We start from the raw sequence: 16,515 nt of genomic DNA, 5'->3' as shown, positions 1-16,515 counted from the left end.
CCTTCGCCGCACGAGGAGTCCCGATGCCCCGCAAGATCCTGTTGTGCCTGGCCGCGACGCTGGCCCTGGCCGGCTGCAAGCGCGAACCCGCCGATGCGCCGAGCGCGCCCGCCGCGCAGGCGCCGGTCGATAGCGCGCCCAGCGCGCCGGTCAGCCGCCACGCCTTCTCACCGGAGCTGACGCCCGGCGACTTTGCCGAGCTGGTCAAGACGCTGGCCTCGGACGACTTCGAAGGGCGCGGCCCCGGGACTCCCGGCGAAGAGAAGACCGTCACCTACATCCGCGATCAGATGCAGCGCATCGGCCTGCAGCCGGGCAATGGCGACAGCTGGTTCCAGGACGTGCCGATGGTGGAGACCACTGCCGATGCGGCTACCGCGCCGGCCCTGCGCAGCGGCGAGCAGACCCGCACCCTGGCCTTCGGCACCGACATCGTGGTCGGCACGCGCACCGGTCAGGCCGAGGTCAAGCTGGACAACAGCGAGCTGGTGTTCGTCGGTTACGGCGTGGATGCGCCCGAACAGCAGTGGAACGATTACGCCGGCCAGGACTGGAAGGGCAAGACGGTGGTGATGTTCGTCAACGACCCGGGCTTTCACAGCGGCGACGCCAAGCTGTTCGACGGCAAGCGCATGACCTATTACGGGCGCTGGACCTACAAGTTCGAAGAGGCCGCGCGCAAGGGCGCGGCCGCTGCGCTGATCGTGCACGACACCCCGGGCGCCAGCTACGGCTGGGATGTGGTGAAGAACTCCTGGGCCGGCCCGCAATACGACCTGCCGGCCAAGGACGATCCCGATCCGCGCCTGCCGGTGCAGGGCTGGATCAGCGCCGAGACCGCCAGGCAGTTGTTCGCCAATGCCGGGCTGGATCTGGGGCAGGCCTACAAGGACGCCAGCAAGCGCGGCTTCAAGCCGGTGCCGTTGAAGGCCAGCTGGTCGGTGGATCTGAAGAGCACGATCGCGGAGAAATCCTCGCGCAATGTGGTCGGCGTGCTGCCCGGGACCACGCACGCAGACGAGGCGGTGCTGTACATGGCGCACTGGGATCACCTGGGCAAACACCCGGGCGAGAGCGGCGACAACATCTACAACGGCGCGGTGGACAACGCCACTGGCGTGGCCGGCATTCTCGAGATTGCCGATACCTTTGCGCATCAGGATCCAAAGCCGGCGCGTTCGGTGGTGTTCGTGGCGGTGACGCTGGAAGAGTCCGGCCTGCTCGGTTCCAAGTACTACGTGGCCAACCCAAGTTTTCCGCTGGACAAGATTGCGGCGGTGATCAACCTGGATGCGATGTCGGTAGCCGGGCGCGCACGCGATGTCACCGTGGTGGGCATGGGCAGTTCGGAGCTGGAAGACATCCTCAAGCCGATCGCCGCGATGCAGGGCCGCACCCTGCATGCCGAAGCCACGCCGCAAAGCGGCTCGTATTTCCGCTCGGATCACTTCAACTTCGCCAAGGCCGGCGTGCCGGCGCTCTATGCCGATGGCGGCGAAGACCTGCGCGAGGGCGGCACCGCGGCCGGGCGCGCGGCCGCAGAGGACTACGGGCGCAATCGCTATCACGCCCCTGGCGACGAATACGATGCGGCCACATGGAAACTCGATGGCACCATCGAAGACCTGCAGGCGGTGTACGGCGTGGGCAAGGAAGTGGCCGCTGGGCAGCGCTGGCCCAACTGGTATGCCGGCAACCCGTTCAAGGCTGCGCGCGATCGCATGATGGCCGGCAAGCCCGCTGCGGGCGATGCGGCAGCTGCGCCCGCAGCCGAGAAAGACGCCGCTGCACAGGGTAAGAAGGCGGCTCCGGCGCGTTGACCGATGCCAGGACCGCACGCGATGTCATGCAGCAATGCATGGCGTCGTGGTGCGGTCTGCAGGTGAGGGGCAACGGGGGCGTCCGTCCCTGGAGACCAATGCAAAGGCCCTCCTGTTGGAGGGCCTTTGCGTTGGGTCCGTCCTGGCCGTGACGGTGGACGACGAGGTCGCGATCCGTGTCGATGGAATGCGTCGATCTGCTGCGCGATGCTTCCATCGGTGCTGCCGACGATGCGTTGCCATCACCGCGGCGGCACTGTCGGACTCCGCTGACTCCGGTGTGCTTTGGTTAATCGTTATCCACGCTCACCACGTGCCCGTCTTCCGGATCGACATGCAGATCCACCTTCTGCCCGCCGCGTTGCTCGGCATCGGCTTTCCACAAGCCGTCTTCGAACGTGAGGTCGTGCACATTGGAATAACCGCCGGTCGCCAGCGCGGCGCGGATATCGGCCTCGCTCAGTTTGGAAGTGGTCTGGTCGCCATAGACGCGGCCAGTCGCCGGATCGATACGCACATCCACATCCTTGCCGTCCCCGCTGCGTGCGTCGGCGGTCCACACGCCATGTTCGAACTTGACGTCGTGCACCTTGGTGTATCCCTTGCCGGTCAGCATGCTGGTGACCTCGCGGGAGGTCAGCGCCCTGGCCGGCTTGTCGGCGGCGGCCTGCGCAAACGCACCCTGCGCTGCCAATGCGAGTGCGCCAATCAGCGCGGTCTTCATCAGTCGATGTGCCATGTGATGCTCCTGCAGTGAAGTGCGCCCATGCTGGACGTGGCTTTATCGCTGCCAGGTGAAAAACCGCTGGAAGCCGCCGCGAAAGTTCAGTGAGCTCAAGCTTCGGTGATGATGCGCTGACGGTACGGCTGATGCCGCACGCACGTTCATCAACTGGTGGTTCGGAGCGATGGAAGCGTTGCTAGACCGAGACAGCCTATTCGGTCTGTAACCCGACATACAGCCAGTGCGAAAGACGCAAAAGCGAGCCGCCTTGCGGCGGCTCGCTTGACTCGCACCCCAGTTGCCTCACATTACGGGATAGCGCGTGTGGCGTGGACCGCCTGGGGCGAGAGGATGGACATCTGCGGCCTGTCGGTGCCGTCCTTGTTGGGTTGCACGCTGTACTCGTAACTGACATTCCACCACGAACCGGCAGCCCACCACGTCCAGCCCGACCAGACATCTGCATTGGCATCAATATAGCGGAGCATGCCGCGCAGGGCTTCATTGCAGACGGGGTTGTTGCCGGTGCCGAATTCGCCCAGAAATCCGCGTTTGTGGTTGGTGCGCAACCATTCGGTGAAGCTGCGCAGACGCTCGACACCGATGGTGCCACTGACGCAGACATTGGTGGTGCCGCTGGAATCGGCATCCAGGTATTGATGCACTTCGAACGCGTAGCGATTGAGCGGATCGTAGATCGAAACCAATGCGGTTGCGTTGGAATAGCCATCGTTGGTGGGCGAATACCAGCTGTGCGCACCGGTCCATAACGCGCCCGGTACCAGAATCAGATTGTTGGCACCGGTGGCACGAATCGCATCGATGGCTGCCTGTGCGGTACCGGCCCAGCCGCTGGCCGAGACGCCGTTGGGCTCATTCATCAGCCCGAAGATCACGGCGTTGTCGCTGGGAAACACCAGCGCAAGGCGACGCCACAGATCGGCGAACGTGGCGTTCGACACCTGGTCGCCGCCGATCTTGTAACCGTAGTACTTGCCGTAATTGTGGATGTCCAGCACCAGATACATGCCCGATGCCTTGGCGCGTGCCACGGCTTGCCGTACCAGGGCCAATTGGGCCGGATCCAGTTCGCCGCGCGCACTTGGTTGCAGACGTTCCCACAGCACCGGCAGGCGGATCGTGTTCATGCCGACGCCGGCGAAATAGGTGTAATCGCTGGCTGAGGCATACATATAGTCCTTATTAAGGACGCCGGGTTTTTTGGACGATGCGAATTCGGCGCCGGATAAATTGACCCCGGCATACGTCAGTGCGCGTGTTTGTGCGTAGACGGGTGCGAATGTGCCGAACAGCATGCAGAGCAGGGCGCAGCGGAAAACGGTGCGCAGCGTTTGAGAGATAGCAGACATAAAACAGCTCCTTCGACGACGGGGAAGGTGTGTCGCAGCGGGTTGCGTGCGATCTGCGCGAGGTGCGCCACACCTGTCGTAACCAATGCATCTGCCGTGCCTAAGCGCTCACCACATCGAACGTGAACTAAATGTGTAGGCTGGGTCGCAGTCACTTACCGCAGGGGTCACGTTCTGGAACAGCACGCTGTGACGCGCCGCGCTGAAAGCGGCCGCGCACGCTTGTCGACAGCGCCATCGCATGCATGGCGCTGTCGAAAAATCGGCGAATGGATGCGCTCGCCGTCAACGGTGCGACGTCGGATCACTGACGCTGCACCGCTGCTGCGCGCGCACACGCAGCGGGCGCTAGAGCGCGCTAGGTGCTGGCGTTTTCTTGCGTGACGACTGGCCCCCGCGGCTGGGCACGGCTGCTGCCTGGCATTGGCATGTACTGCGGTACATGCCAATGCCGGGTGTTTGCTCCGCAGCGTCCGACGATTACCCGTCGCACGCTGCCTGCTCCGACTATTGGGTGATGCGTTTTGCGCGCGCGCTCAGGATCGACATCTGCGGCTTGTCGCGGCCCTGCGCATCGGGCTGCACGTTGAAGGGGTAGGTGCGGTTCCACCACGCGCCGGCGGCCCACCAGGTCCAGCCCACCCACACGTCGCGATTGGTTTCCAGATACCCCAGCATGCCGTTGAGTGCGCTGTTGCAGGTGGCGTTGTTGCCGGTGCCGAACTCGCCGAGAAAGCCCTGCTTGTGATTGATGCGCAGCCACTGGGTAAAACTGCGCAGGCGTTCGGCACCGACGGTGCTGCTGACGCACCCGGCGCTGGTGCCGCTGGAGTCCGTATCCAGGTACTGATGCACTTCGATGGCGTAGCGATTGAGCGGGTCGCGAATGGATGCCAGTGCCACTGCGTTGGACTGGCCGGCAACGGTGGAATACCAGCTGTGCGCGCCACTCCATAGCGCGCCGGGCACCAGGATCAGATTGTTGGCACCGGTTTTGCGGATGGTGTCGATCGATGCCTGCGCCGCGTTGGCCCAGGATTGCGGATTGATGTCGTAAGGCTCGTTCATCAGCCCGAAGATCACGCTGTTGTCGTTCTTGAAGGCGATCGCCAGGCGCTGCCACAGATCGTTGAAGGTGCTGATCGGCACGCGCGCGCTGCCGATCTTGTTGCCGTAATACCTGGCGTAGTTGTGGATATCCAGGATCAGGTAGACCTTTGCGGCCTTCGCGTTGACCACGGCCTGGCGGATCAGCGCCAACTGCGCTGCATCCAGCTCGCCGCCTGCCTTGGGTTGCAGGCGCTCCCACAGGATGGGCAGCCGAACGATGTTCATGTGTTTGCCGGCGAAGTAGCGGTAATCGCTGGCGGCCGGATACAGGTAGTCGACGTTGAGCACCCCGGGTTTTTGCGAGGATTTGATCTCGGCACCGGAAAGATTGACGCCTGCGTACTTCAGGCGGGTCTGTGCATGTGCGAACGGCACAATGACAAGCAGCAGCAATGACAACGCACGGCTGGACAGCCGGCGCGCCGGAGTGGGGGAGGGCAACATGGGTGACTCCTGAAGCATTCGCGGGGGAGATGCATTGCCCCGGCGTGGGCTTGCCACGGGCATGACGACACTGCATCGGGTTTCACCCTAAGCGCATCCGGACATTCAAACTACGAATGCGAGATATCACTTAATTAGAGCCGTGAGCGACTTCGCAGTTATTGCCAAACATGCACACGCTTTGTTGTGGTAAAGCGACACTGCGCGGTCACTCGCGTTGCATGCCGATTGCAATCTGCGCCGAATAGCTACGGAAGACGCCGCATCCAGCATCCCTGGACTGCTGTCGTGCGATCGCAACGCCGCAGGTTGATGGCGTTGTGCGCCTGATAGCGATGTACATCGCAATTGCGACGTGCGCCGCACTACGTAGGGCATTATCAGAACGCAACGCGTGGCCGATGGCGCGCAAAAAAAAAACGGTGACCGCAGCAACAGCTGCGACCACCGTGATCGACCAGCCCGCGCGGGTTACTTGGTCGCGCGGCGGGCGTACTTGCTCAAAATCGACATCTGCGGCTTGTCGCTGCCGTCCTTGCCCGGCTGTACGGTGAAGAAGTACTCCGGCTTCCACCATGCGCCTGCGGCCCACCAGGTCCAGCCCAGCCACACGTCGCTGTTCTTTTCCATGTAGGTCAGCATGCCTTCCAACGCCTGGTCGCAGACCGGATTGTTGGCGGTGCCGAATTCGCCCAGAAAGCCCTTCTGCTTGTTCTCGCGCAGCCATGCGGTGAAGCCGCGCAGCTTTTCTTCGCCGACCGTGGCGCTGGTGCATACCGGCTTGGTGCCGCTGTAGTCGTTGTCCAGATACTGATGCGCTTCGAAGGCCAGGTTGTTGCCCGGGTCCTTGAGAATCTCCAAGGCCTTGGCATTGGAGACGCCGTAGCTGGCGCTGCGCCAGCTATGCGCGCCGCTGTAGGCGGTGCCCGGCACCAGGATCAGGTTCCTGGCGCCGGTCTTGCGGATCGCATTGATCGCGCCTTGCGCCGCGGTTGCCCAATCGGTGGCGGAAATGCCGTTTGGCTCATTCATCAGCCCGAAGATCACCGACGTGTCGCCCTTGAATTCGAGCGCCAGCCGGCGCCATAGATCCGCGACTGCGGCAGTGGGCACCTCGCTGGTGCCGATGCGCTTGCCGTCGTACTTGGCGTAGTTGTGCACATCCAGGATCAGGTACTGCTTGTTGGCCTTGGCCGCATCCACCGATTTCTTCAGCAGCGCCAATTGCGCCGGATCCAGATCGCCGCTGAGCTGTGGCTGCAGGCGTTCCCACAGGAACGGCAGGCGAATCGTATTCATGCCCTTGCCGGCGAAATAACTGAAGTCCGACGCGGCCGGGTAGGTATAGTCCTTGAACAGGGTGCCGGGTTTCTTGCGTGAGTTGAACTCGGCGCCGGACAGATTGACGCCGACATACTTCAGGCCACTGGGCTCTTTTCCGGGGCGCGCAGGCGCCTCGGCGTGCGCCAGCGGCATTGCAGCAAGCAAGGTCAGTGCGAGTGCGGCACGGCGCAAGGATGGGAACTTGGGGGGAGAGCGGAACATGGAAGCCTCCTTCGGCATCGACGTAGGCGGCCGCAGGGGGAGGGCACGGCCAACAGGGATGGTGCAGGGCAGGACGGTGGTTGGTCAGCGTAGAAGCTCCGGCGTTAGCGCGCCATTCACGCCGGCAAACGCGTATTTGATCGTGCGCAAACACCTGCAAGGCGCACCATGCCGCTGCGGTTGCGTCCGCAACCTGACAGGCAAGACGCACTGTCGCAGGAGTGCGACAGGCGGCTGTCTTAAGCTAGAGCCACTTATTTCTTTGTCCTTCCGCACTGTCGCGGGGGACGTCACATCCTGGAGTCTCCTCATGAGTCAAGCCCACGCGTACGCCGCCCAAACCGCCGATCAGCCGCTTGCACCGTTCGTGTTCGAACGACGCGCGCCAGGCCCCAACGATGTGCAGATCGATATCGCCTACTGCGGTGTGTGTCACTCGGATCTGCATACCGCGCGCAACGAATGGCACAACACGCGCTACCCGGCGGTGCCCGGCCACGAGATCGTCGGCCGCGTCACTGCGGTTGGCGACGCGGTGACCGGATTCAAGGTCGGCGATCTGGCCGGTGTCGGCTGCATGGTCGACAGCTGCCGCAGCTGCGCGTCCTGCCAGGAAGGCGAAGAGCAGTATTGCGAGCAGGGCTTCACCGGCACCTATAACGGCCCGATGTTCGGTGGCGGCGAGAACACCTACGGTGGCTATTCGGACCACATCGTGGTGGATCAGAAATACGTGCTGCGCATCTCGCACAGCGACAACCTGGCTGCAGTGGCTCCGTTGCTGTGCGCGGGCATCACCACGTATTCGCCGTTGGCGCACTGGAAGGTCGGTCCCGGTCAGAAGGTGGGCGTGGTCGGTCTGGGCGGTCTGGGCCACATGGCGGTGAAGATCGCCAAGGCGATGGGCGCCACGGTGGTGCTGTTCACCACGTCCGAGAGCAAGCGCGCCGATGCGCTGCGCCTGGGCGCCAGCGAAGTGGTGGTATCCAGGGACGAGGCGCAGATGGCCGCGCAGGCCAACACGCTGGACTTCATCCTCAATACCGTGGCCGCGCCGCACAACCTGGACCCGTTCCTCGATGCGCTCAAGCGCGACGGCGCGATGGTGCTGGTCGGCGTGCCGGAGGAGTCGCATCCGTCGCCGAGCGTGTTCAATCTGGTCATGAAGCGCCGTACCCTGGCCGGTTCGTTGATCGGCGGTATCCGCCAGACCCAGGAAATGCTGGATTTCTGTGCCAAGCACAACATTGTCTCGGACATCGAAACCATCCGCGCCGACCAGATCAACGAGGCCTACGAGCGCATGCTCAAGAGCGACGTGAAGTACCGCTTCGTGATCGACATGGCCACGCTGGACAAGGCGGCCTGATCGCCTGGCCTGCAGCCCTGCCGCAGGGCTGCAGGTCGGTCGCCTGCCGCCGGCCCAGGTGATGCGGCGTGGGATGCATCACCTGGGTTTTCGAACGGCAATGCGTGGTCTTGCGACCGCGCGACACCATTAGTGTCAGTCGGATCGGCAGTGCCGCTGAGCGGCACGGCCGGCAGGGACGACCGCTATGCGGACACCGGCGAGACGTGCAGTTTGCCGACGGCGGGCAACGTGCTGCGTGGGCGACGGACCGGCAGCGGTGCGGAGAACAGCAGGTTCAGCGCGGGCAGGCGGCCCGGTACGCGCAGCAGGCACAGCACGGCCGGCGCCAGTACGCCGATGCCCAACAAGGCGAAGAACAGCACCGTCCCCGCGTCGATCCAGCGCGGCAGCAGGTAGGCCAGCACGATGAAGGGCGGAAAGTGGCTCAGGTAGAACACTATCGAGTTGCGGCCCACATAGCGGATCGCCTGCGCGGCCGGCTGCCGGTTCGCCCACATCGCCAAGGCGATCAGCAGTGGCAGCGCGATCAGTATCAGCGGCAGATAGCCGATCCAGATGCCGTGCAGCGCGGTGAGATTGGCGATCAGCACGATGGCGCACAGGCTCAGGCACGACAGCGGCCAGATCCAGCGCGGTGCCTGCCGTAGCAGGGCCGGCACCCGGCCGGCCAGCAACGTGCCGATGTAGAAGAACGCGAAGTAATAGAACGGGTCTGCGCCCTGACGCAGCAGCGGACCCAGGCAGACCGAGCCCAGCACGGTCGCGGCCAGGACCAACGGCGCCGGCAGCCGACGCAGCAAGGGCACCAGCACCAGAAACACGAACAGGTAGAACAGGAACCAGGTCAGCGCCACGTTGCCGACCGCGATCTTGCCCAGATCCAGCCAGGCGATGGGTTCGGACTTGGCCAGCACCGAGCCTGCCTCGCGCAGGGCGAAGATCAGCACCGACCAGAGCAGATAGGGATACAGCACATGCCGCAGCTTGCCGTTGAGGTAAGGCGCGATGCCCTTGTCCAGCCCACGCGTCACGAACAGGCCCGAGAGCAGGAACATCAGCTGCATGCGCAGCGGCGCCAGCGAGCGGTTGAGGCGCTCGATCGACAGCATCAGTGCGCTGCTTTCTTCAGCCGCACCGCCGCGCAGTTCCGGGTAGGCATCGAAGGCGAAGCCATAGGCGTGCAGCACGATCACCATCAACACGCTGGCGCCGCGGAGCCAGTCCACCCAGTCGTCGCGTTCGTGCTTGCTGGTAGCGGGTTGCTGCGTCATGAGGTTGATTCCTTGGTGGAGGCCCACGGCTTCGCCGCCGCGTGGCGCGGCGACACGTGAACGAGGTCTGGAGCCCACGGCGGCAGTGCTGCCCGCACCTGGGATGGGGACCGACTGCCGTCACTGCCCAGGACATCCAGTTCGGCGCAGAACGTCCCGCGCGTCGGTGGTGATTGGCCGGGCTCGCGTTACATGGCGACAGTAGATATGTGACTTAAATCACATTTTTATGACCGGTGCAATTGTCGAGGCTGCAGATCGATGCAGGCCTGCGTGGGGGCCGACGGCTGCCTGATACATGCCTGTGTGTGGAGCCTGCATGGCGGATGGACGCTTGTGTCTGCCGCCACTGCGCTCCGGCCCGGCGCGCGTTCGACGCGATGCCGATGGTGGAAGAACCTCGCTTATTCGTCGCGCGTTGCGGGTCGGATAAGACACGACCTTGCGGAAGCGAAGTTGGCGTTGCGCCTGGAGGCGTTTGGCCTGCGCGGGCAGGCAGGTGTCGCGCCTGGTCTTGCGCCAGGCGGAGGCGATGGTTTCGTCGCGCATGCGAGCGTTTTCCGCGCTGTGGATGCGCTGCATCGCGCAGCGTCATGCGGTCTTGTCGCGCGCGGCTTGCCCGCAGGTAACGCGACAACCAGCGATGGGCGCCGAGCCCACGCGCTGGTCAACACTCAGGCGGCGGCCGGCGCCTTGACCTGCGCCTTGACACCCAGCAGCTGTACGATGCTGCCGGCCGCATCGCGGCCTTCGGCCACGGCGGTGACCACCAAGTCGGCGCCGCGCACGCAGTCGCCACCGGCGAACAAGCGCGGGTGGCTGGTCTGGTAGGGCAGGCGGCCGTTGTCGTCGGACGGTGCGACGATGCGGCCGTTGCTGGCGGCTTCCACGCCTTGCGATGCCAACCAGTCGGGCAGGGTCGGCGAGAAGCCGAATGCGATGATCACCACGTCCGCTTCCAGCAGCGATTCGCTGCCTTCCACCGGTACCGCGTTGCGACGTCCGCTGGCATCGGGTTCGCCGAGCCGGGTTTCCACCACGGTCACGCCGATCGCCTCGTCGTCGGCGCCGGATTCGATCGACAGCGGCTGACGGTTGAACAAAAAGCGCACGCCTTCCTCGCGCGCGTTGGCGACCTCGCGTGCCGAGCCCGGCATGCTGGCTTCGTCGCGGCGGTACGCGCAGGTGACCTTGGCCGCACCCAGGCGGATCGCGCTGCGCACGCAGTCCATACCGGTGTCGCCGCCGCCCAGCACCACCACGCGCTTGCCGTTGAGATCGGGCAGCGCCATCTGGTCTTCCCAGCCGGCGATCGGCCGGCCGTGCGGGTCGTTGCCGCTGACGATGCGGCTGTTCTGCACCAGGAACGGCAGCGCCGGCAGCACGTTCTTCAGATCCTGCCCGGGCAGCCCGCCATCGGTGTAGCGGTAGGCGCCGGTGCCCAGGAACACCGCATCGAACTCGCCCAGCAACTGCTCGATGCTGACGTCGCGGCCCACTTCCACGCCCAGGCGGAACTGCACGCCCATGCCTTCGAGGATCTCGCGGCGCTTGCCGATCACCGACTTGTCCAGCTTGAAGCTGGGAATGCCGAACTGCAGCAGGCCGCCGATCTGCTCGTAGCGGTCGTAGACCACCGTCTCGATCCCGGCACGCACCAGGCGGTCCGCGCAGGACAGGCCGGCCGGGCCGGCGCCGATCACCGCTACCCGCCAGCCGCTCGGCTGCACGTTGCCCAGGTCCGGGCGCCAGCCCATCTTGAATGCGGTATCGACGATGTATTTTTCCACCGCGCCGATGGTGACCGCGCCGAATTCCTCCAGCGTGCAGCTGCCTTCGCACAGGCGATCCTGCGGACACACCCGCCCGCACACTTCCGGCAGCGGATTGGTGGAATGGCACAACGCAGCGGCTTCTTCGATGCGGTTTTCCTGCACCAGCTGCAGCCATTGCGGGATCGCGTTGTGCACCGGGCATTTCCAGCTGCAGTACGGATTGCCGCAGTCCAGGCAACGGCCGGACTGGTACTGCGCGTCGGCCTTGTCGAACTTGCCGTACAGCTCGCCCCAGTCACCGGACGTACGCAGCTCCACCGGAATGCGCGTGGGCATGGTCCGGGGCAGGTCGAGGAATTGGAAGGCTTGCTTGCGGCTCATAGGGAAATCCGTGGCTGATTCCCTTCTCCCGCTTGCGGGAGAAGGTGCCCCGAAGGGGCGGGTGAGGGGTAGCCGGGCGAGCGCCCTCACCCCCGCCCCCTCTCCCGCGAGCGGGAGAGGGGAGCACGACTAGGCGGCGCGCCTGAGCGACTCGGTCAGCGACTCGATGCTGGCGGCCTTGGGTTTGACCAGCCAGAACTTGCCGATGTAATCGCGGAACTCGTCCAGGATCTGCTGCGCCCAGATGCTGCCGGTCAGCTCGCGGTGTCGGCTGATCAGGGTGTGCAGGTGCTGGCGATGGTTCTCGAAGCCCTCGGCCGAGACGCGGTGGATATCGATCAGCTCGTGGTTGTAGCGGTCCACGAAGTCGCGTTCGATATCCAGCACGTAGGCCAGCCCGCCGGTGAAGCCGGCGCCGAAGTTCAGGCCGACCTTGCCCAGCACCAGCACCACGCCGTCGGTCATGTATTCGCAGCAGTGGTCGCCTGCGCCTTCCACCACCGCCAGCGCGCCGGAATTGCGCACCGCAAAGCGCTCGCCCGCGCGCCCGGCCGCGAACAGCTCGCCGCCGGTGGCGCCGTACAGGCAGGTGTTGCCCACGATCGGCGTGCTGCGCGCCTCGAAGCGCGCCCCGCGCGGCGGGCGTACCACCAGCCGGCCGCCGGCCATGCCCTTGCCGACGTAGTCGTTGGCCTCGCCCTCCAGTTCCAGCTGCAGGCCACCGGCGTTGAACGCGCCGAAGCTCTGCCCGGCGGTGCCGCGGAAGCGCAGGTTCAACGGCGCATCGCTCATGCCGTGGTTGCCGTGCACGCGCGCGATGGCGCCGGACAGGCGCGCGCCGATCGAGCGGTCGGTGTTGTGGATCAGGAAGCGATGGTCGCCGCCGGTCTTGTTGGCGATCGCATCGGCCAGCAGGCCGTCCATCTGCGTTGCCAGGCTGTCGGGCGATTCGTACAGGCGCTGGGCGGCGCAGTGGCTGCCGTCGTAGCGCGCATGGTTGAGCAGGCGCGAGAGATCGACCTTGACCCCGGCACGCGGCGAGACCTCCAGCTGTTCGAGCAGATCGGTGCGGCCGACGATGTCGTCCAGCGAGCGCACGCCCAGGTAGGACAGCCACTGGCGCACTTCTTCGGCCAGCAGGCGGAAGAAGTGCTCCACCCGTTCCGGCAGGCCGGTGAAGTAGTTCGCACGCAAGCGCTCGTCCTGGGTGGCCACGCCGGTGGCGCAGTTGTTGAGGTGGCAGATGCGCAGGTACTTGCAGCCCAGCACGATCATCGGCGCGGTGCCGAAGCCGAAGCTGTCGGCGCCCAGCAACGCGGCCTTGACCACGTCCAGGCCGGTCTTCAGGCCGCCGTCGGTCTGCAGGATGGTGCGCGCGCGCAGGTCGTTGGCCACCAGCGCCTGGTGCGACTCGGCCACGCCCAGTTCCCACGGCACGCCGGCATAGCGGATCGAGCTGACCGGGCTGGCCCCGGTGCCGCCGTCGTGGCCGGACACGGTGATCAGGTCGGCACCGGCCTTGACCACGCCGGCGGCAATGGTGCCGACGCCGGCGTGCGCGACCAGCTTCACCGACACCAGCGCGGTCGGATTGACCTGCTTGAGGTCGTAGATCAGCTGGGCCAGATCCTCGATCGAGTAGATGTCGTGGTGCGGCGGCGGGCTGATCAGGCCGATGCCGGGCTTGGCGTAGCGCAGCCGCGCGATCAGTTCGTTGACCTTGTGGCCGGGCAGCTGCCCGCCTTCGCCGGGCTTGGCGCCCTGGGCGACCTTGATCTGCAACACCTCGGCATTGACCAGGTATTCCGGGGTCACGCCGAACCGGCCCGAGGCCACCTGCTTGATCTTGGAGCGCTTCTCGGTGCCGTAGCGGGCCGGGTCTTCGCCGCCTTCGCCGGAATTGCTGCGCCCGCCCAGGCGGTTCATCGCAATGGCCAGCGCCTCGTGCGCCTCGGGCGACAACGCGCCCAGGCTGATCGCGGCGGTGTCGAAGCGGCGCAGCACATCGGCCGCGGGGGCGACCTCGTCCAGCGGGGTCGGGGTGTCGGCGCGCTTGAGCTGGACCAGATCGCGCAGCGTGGAAGCCGGGCGCGAATGCACCGCGTCGACGTACTTCTGCCAGTCGCCGGCATCGCCGGTGCGGGTGGCGCGCTGCAGCGTCATGACCACGTCCGGGTTGTACATGTGGTACTCGCCGCCGTGCACGTACTTGAGCAGGCCGCCCACTTCCGGCTTGAGCTGGTCGTTCCAGGCGCGTGCGGTGAGCTCGCGCGCCTCGGTGTCCAGCCGCGCCAGGCCCACGCCGCCGATGCGTGCGGGCGTCTGCGCAAAGCACTGCTCCACCACGTCCGGGTCCAGCCCGACGATCTCGAACAACTGCGCGCCGCGATAACTGGCGATGGTGCAGATGCCCATCTTGGAGATGATCTTGGACAGGCCCTTGTAGATGCCCTTGCGGTAGCGGCGGCCGATCTGCGACTGCTCGCCGCCCTTGCTCAGCTGCAGGATGCCGCGCCGGCCCAGATCGAACAGCGTCTGGTAGGCCAGGTACGGATACACCGCGGTGGCGCCGAAGCCGAGCAGGCAGGCCATGTGGTGCGCATCGCGCGCGGTGCCGGTCTCGATGATCAGGTTGACGTCGCAGCGCAGGCCCACCTTGCACAGGTGGTGATGCACCGCGCCGGTGGCCAGCAGCGCATGCGCCATCGGCCGGTCCGGGACCGGGTAACGGTCCGACAGCAACAGCATGACGGCCCCGTCGCGCGCGGCCACTTCCACTTCCTGGCAGATGCGTTCCAGGCCGGCCTTGAGGCCTTCCTCCACGCTGTAGGACAGGTCGATCAGGCGGTTGCGCTCGACGTACTGCTCCATCTTCAGCAGCTGGCGCAGCTTGCGCTGGCTGAGCACCGGCGAGTTGAGGATGACGTGGTTCACCGTCTCCGCGCCGGCGTGGAAGATGTTGGTCTCCTTGCCGAGCTGGGTGGTGAGCGACATCGCGATGCCTTCGCGCAGCGGGTCGATCGGCGGGTTGGTGACCTGCGCGAAGGCCTGGCGGAAGTAGTCGTACAGCGGCCGGGTCTGGCGGCTGAGCACCGCCATCGGGGTGTCGTCGCCCATCGAGCCGGTGGCTTCCTGCTCGGTCTCGGCCAGCGGGCGCAAGATCTGCTCCACTTCCTCGGTGCTGAGCTGGAACAGCTTGTGGTAGCTGCGCAGGGTCTGCTCGCTGAAGGGTTCTTCCACCAGCGAGGGGTCGATCAACTCGGTCTGCAGATAGGTCACGCCCTGCTGCAGCCATTGCTTGTACGGGGCGCGCGCACGGTTGATGCGGTCGATGGCGTCCGAGTCCAGCAGGTCGCCGCGCTTGAGATCGATCGCCATCATCTCGCCGGGGCCGAGCTTGCCCTTGCGGGTGATGCGCTCGGCCGGCAGTTCCCACACGCCGGCTTCCGACGCCACCAGGAAATGGCGGTCGGAGGTCAGCATCCAGCGCGCCGGACGCAGCCCGTTGCGATCGAGCATGCACGCGGCATAGCGGCCGTCGCAGGCGACGATGCCGGCCGGGCCGTCCCACGGCTCGGTGTTGAGGCCGTAGAACTCGTAGAACGCGGCCAGGTCGGCGTCCTTGAACTCCAGCGACTGGGTCGCCGGCGGCACCAGGATGCGCAGCGCCTGCAGCAGGTCCATGCCACCGGCGATCAGCAGCTCCAGCATGTTGTCCAGGCTCTGCGAGTCCGAGCCGTGCATGGAGATCACCGGGTCCAACTGCGCGATGTCGAAGCGCGGGGTCTGCCACACCTTGCTGCGCGCCTGCGCCCAGCGGCGGTTGCCTTCGATGGTGTTGATCTCGCCATTGTGGGCGAGCAGGCGGAACGGATGCGCCAGCGGCCAGCGCGGCAGCGTGTTGGTGGAAAAACGCTGGTGAAAGACAATCGCGCTGGAGGACAGATCGCTGCGCTGCAGGTCCGGGTAGAACGTGCTCAGCTTGTCCGGCAGCACCATGCCCTTGTAGCTGATGCCGTTGGGCGAGAGCGTGGTGACGTAGAAGTTTTCCACCTCGCGCAGCGCCTGCTCGGCGCGGCGGCGCGCCAGGAACAGCGCCAGGGTGAAGCCGTCCTCGCTCTGCTCGGCGCCGGCATCGACGAAGACCTGTTCGATGCGCGGCAAGGTGTCGCGCGCCAGCTGGCCGCAGACGCTGTCGTCGGTGGGCACCACGCGCCAGCCGCGGAACTGCACGCCGGCGCTGTGCAACTGGGCTTCCAGTTCGGTGCGACAGCGTGCCGCATCGGCTTCGTCCAGCGGCAGGAACACCACACCGGCCGCGTAGCGCGTGCCCAGGGTGATGCCGGCATCGCGCGCCAGCCCGCGCAGGAACGCATCGGGTTTGCGGATCAGCAGACCGCAGCCGTCGCCGGTGAGCCCGTCGGCCGCCACGCCGCCGCGGTGGGTCATGCGCGAGAGCGCCGCAATCGCGGTGTCCACCAGCGAGCGGGAAGGTTGGTCGTCCAACTGGGCGACCATGCCAAAACCACAGGCGTCGCGCTCATCGCGCGCGCTGTTGTAGAGACCGTAGTCGTTGAGCCCTTGGCGAGTGCGGGGGGCCATGTCTGCCTCTTTGCGATCTGGGAGAGCGGCGACGACGTTGCAGCGCTCGATCCGTGGAGCGTTTCGAAGAGGTCACCGGATGATCGACTAGACCACAGTTG

Annotated in this window: 10 protein-coding genes; 2 read left to right on the top strand and 8 right to left on the bottom strand. The window is 65.6% G+C overall.

Features of this window, described 5'->3' with window-relative positions:
* Positions 1-23: 23 nt before the first annotated feature.
* Positions 24-1,820, top strand: coding sequence for a M28 family metallopeptidase (locus XaplCFBP3123_RS18430; protein WP_104535345.1), 1,797 nt, complete (start codon positions 24-26; stop codon positions 1,818-1,820).
* Positions 1,821-2,109: 289 nt separating this feature from the next.
* On the opposite strand, the gene XaplCFBP3123_RS18425 is transcribed toward XaplCFBP3123_RS18430, so the two are convergent.
* The 4 genes from XaplCFBP3123_RS18425 to XaplCFBP3123_RS18410 all read right to left on the bottom strand — a co-directional run bounded on the left by XaplCFBP3123_RS18425 (position 2,110) and on the right by XaplCFBP3123_RS18410 (position 7,013).
* Positions 2,110-2,559: a PepSY domain-containing protein gene (locus XaplCFBP3123_RS18425; RefSeq protein ID WP_172453366.1), complete on the bottom strand. Its 450-nt coding sequence runs from the start codon at positions 2,557-2,559 to the stop codon at positions 2,110-2,112.
* A gap of 293 nt (positions 2,560-2,852) precedes the next feature.
* Complete coding sequence (locus tag XaplCFBP3123_RS18420) at positions 2,853-3,914, bottom strand: glycoside hydrolase family 5 protein (protein ID WP_104535343.1); 1,062 nt, start codon at positions 3,912-3,914, stop codon at positions 2,853-2,855.
* 507 nt (positions 3,915-4,421) lie between these two features.
* Positions 4,422-5,468, bottom strand: coding sequence for a glycoside hydrolase family 5 protein (locus XaplCFBP3123_RS18415; RefSeq protein ID WP_104535342.1), 1,047 nt, complete (start codon positions 5,466-5,468; stop codon positions 4,422-4,424).
* Between the two features lie 471 nt (positions 5,469-5,939).
* Positions 5,940-7,013 carry a glycoside hydrolase family 5 protein gene (locus tag XaplCFBP3123_RS18410; protein WP_104535341.1) on the bottom strand — a complete coding sequence of 358 codons (1,074 nt, stop codon included), beginning with the start codon at positions 7,011-7,013 and terminating at the stop codon, positions 5,940-5,942.
* Between the two features lie 310 nt (positions 7,014-7,323).
* Between XaplCFBP3123_RS18410 and XaplCFBP3123_RS18405 the strand changes: the two genes are divergently transcribed.
* Entirely contained in the window at positions 7,324-8,382 is a 1,059-nt protein-coding gene (locus XaplCFBP3123_RS18405; RefSeq protein WP_104535340.1) for an NAD(P)-dependent alcohol dehydrogenase, read from the top strand.
* A 185-nt stretch (positions 8,383-8,567) separates the two neighbouring features.
* Here the strand turns inward: XaplCFBP3123_RS18405 and XaplCFBP3123_RS18400 are convergent, their stop codons facing one another.
* The 4 genes from XaplCFBP3123_RS18400 to gltB all read right to left on the bottom strand — a co-directional run bounded on the left by XaplCFBP3123_RS18400 (position 8,568) and on the right by gltB (position 16,414).
* Positions 8,568-9,656: an acyltransferase family protein gene (locus XaplCFBP3123_RS18400; protein WP_104535339.1), complete on the bottom strand. Its 1,089-nt coding sequence runs from the start codon at positions 9,654-9,656 to the stop codon at positions 8,568-8,570.
* Positions 9,657-9,875: 219 nt separating this feature from the next.
* A complete protein-coding gene (locus tag XaplCFBP3123_RS21305) occupies positions 9,876-10,238 on the bottom strand; it encodes a hypothetical protein (protein WP_216361746.1) in 363 nt (120 codons plus the stop codon).
* 92 nt (positions 10,239-10,330) lie between these two features.
* Positions 10,331-11,812, bottom strand: coding sequence for an FAD-dependent oxidoreductase (locus XaplCFBP3123_RS18395; RefSeq protein WP_104535338.1), 1,482 nt, complete (start codon positions 11,810-11,812; stop codon positions 10,331-10,333).
* Between the two features lie 129 nt (positions 11,813-11,941).
* On the bottom strand, positions 11,942-16,414 hold the full coding sequence (gene gltB, locus XaplCFBP3123_RS18390) for a glutamate synthase large subunit (RefSeq protein WP_104535337.1): 4,473 nt from the start codon (positions 16,412-16,414) through the stop codon (positions 11,942-11,944).
* Positions 16,415-16,515: the final 101 nt, after the last annotated feature.

Origin of the sequence: Xanthomonas arboricola pv. populi (genome assembly GCF_002939945.1) — a bacterium.
Lineage (GTDB): Bacteria > Pseudomonadota > Gammaproteobacteria > Xanthomonadales > Xanthomonadaceae > Xanthomonas > Xanthomonas arboricola_A.
Note: the sequence above shows the minus strand (reverse complement) of the source record. Positions and strands in the feature narration are given on the sequence as shown.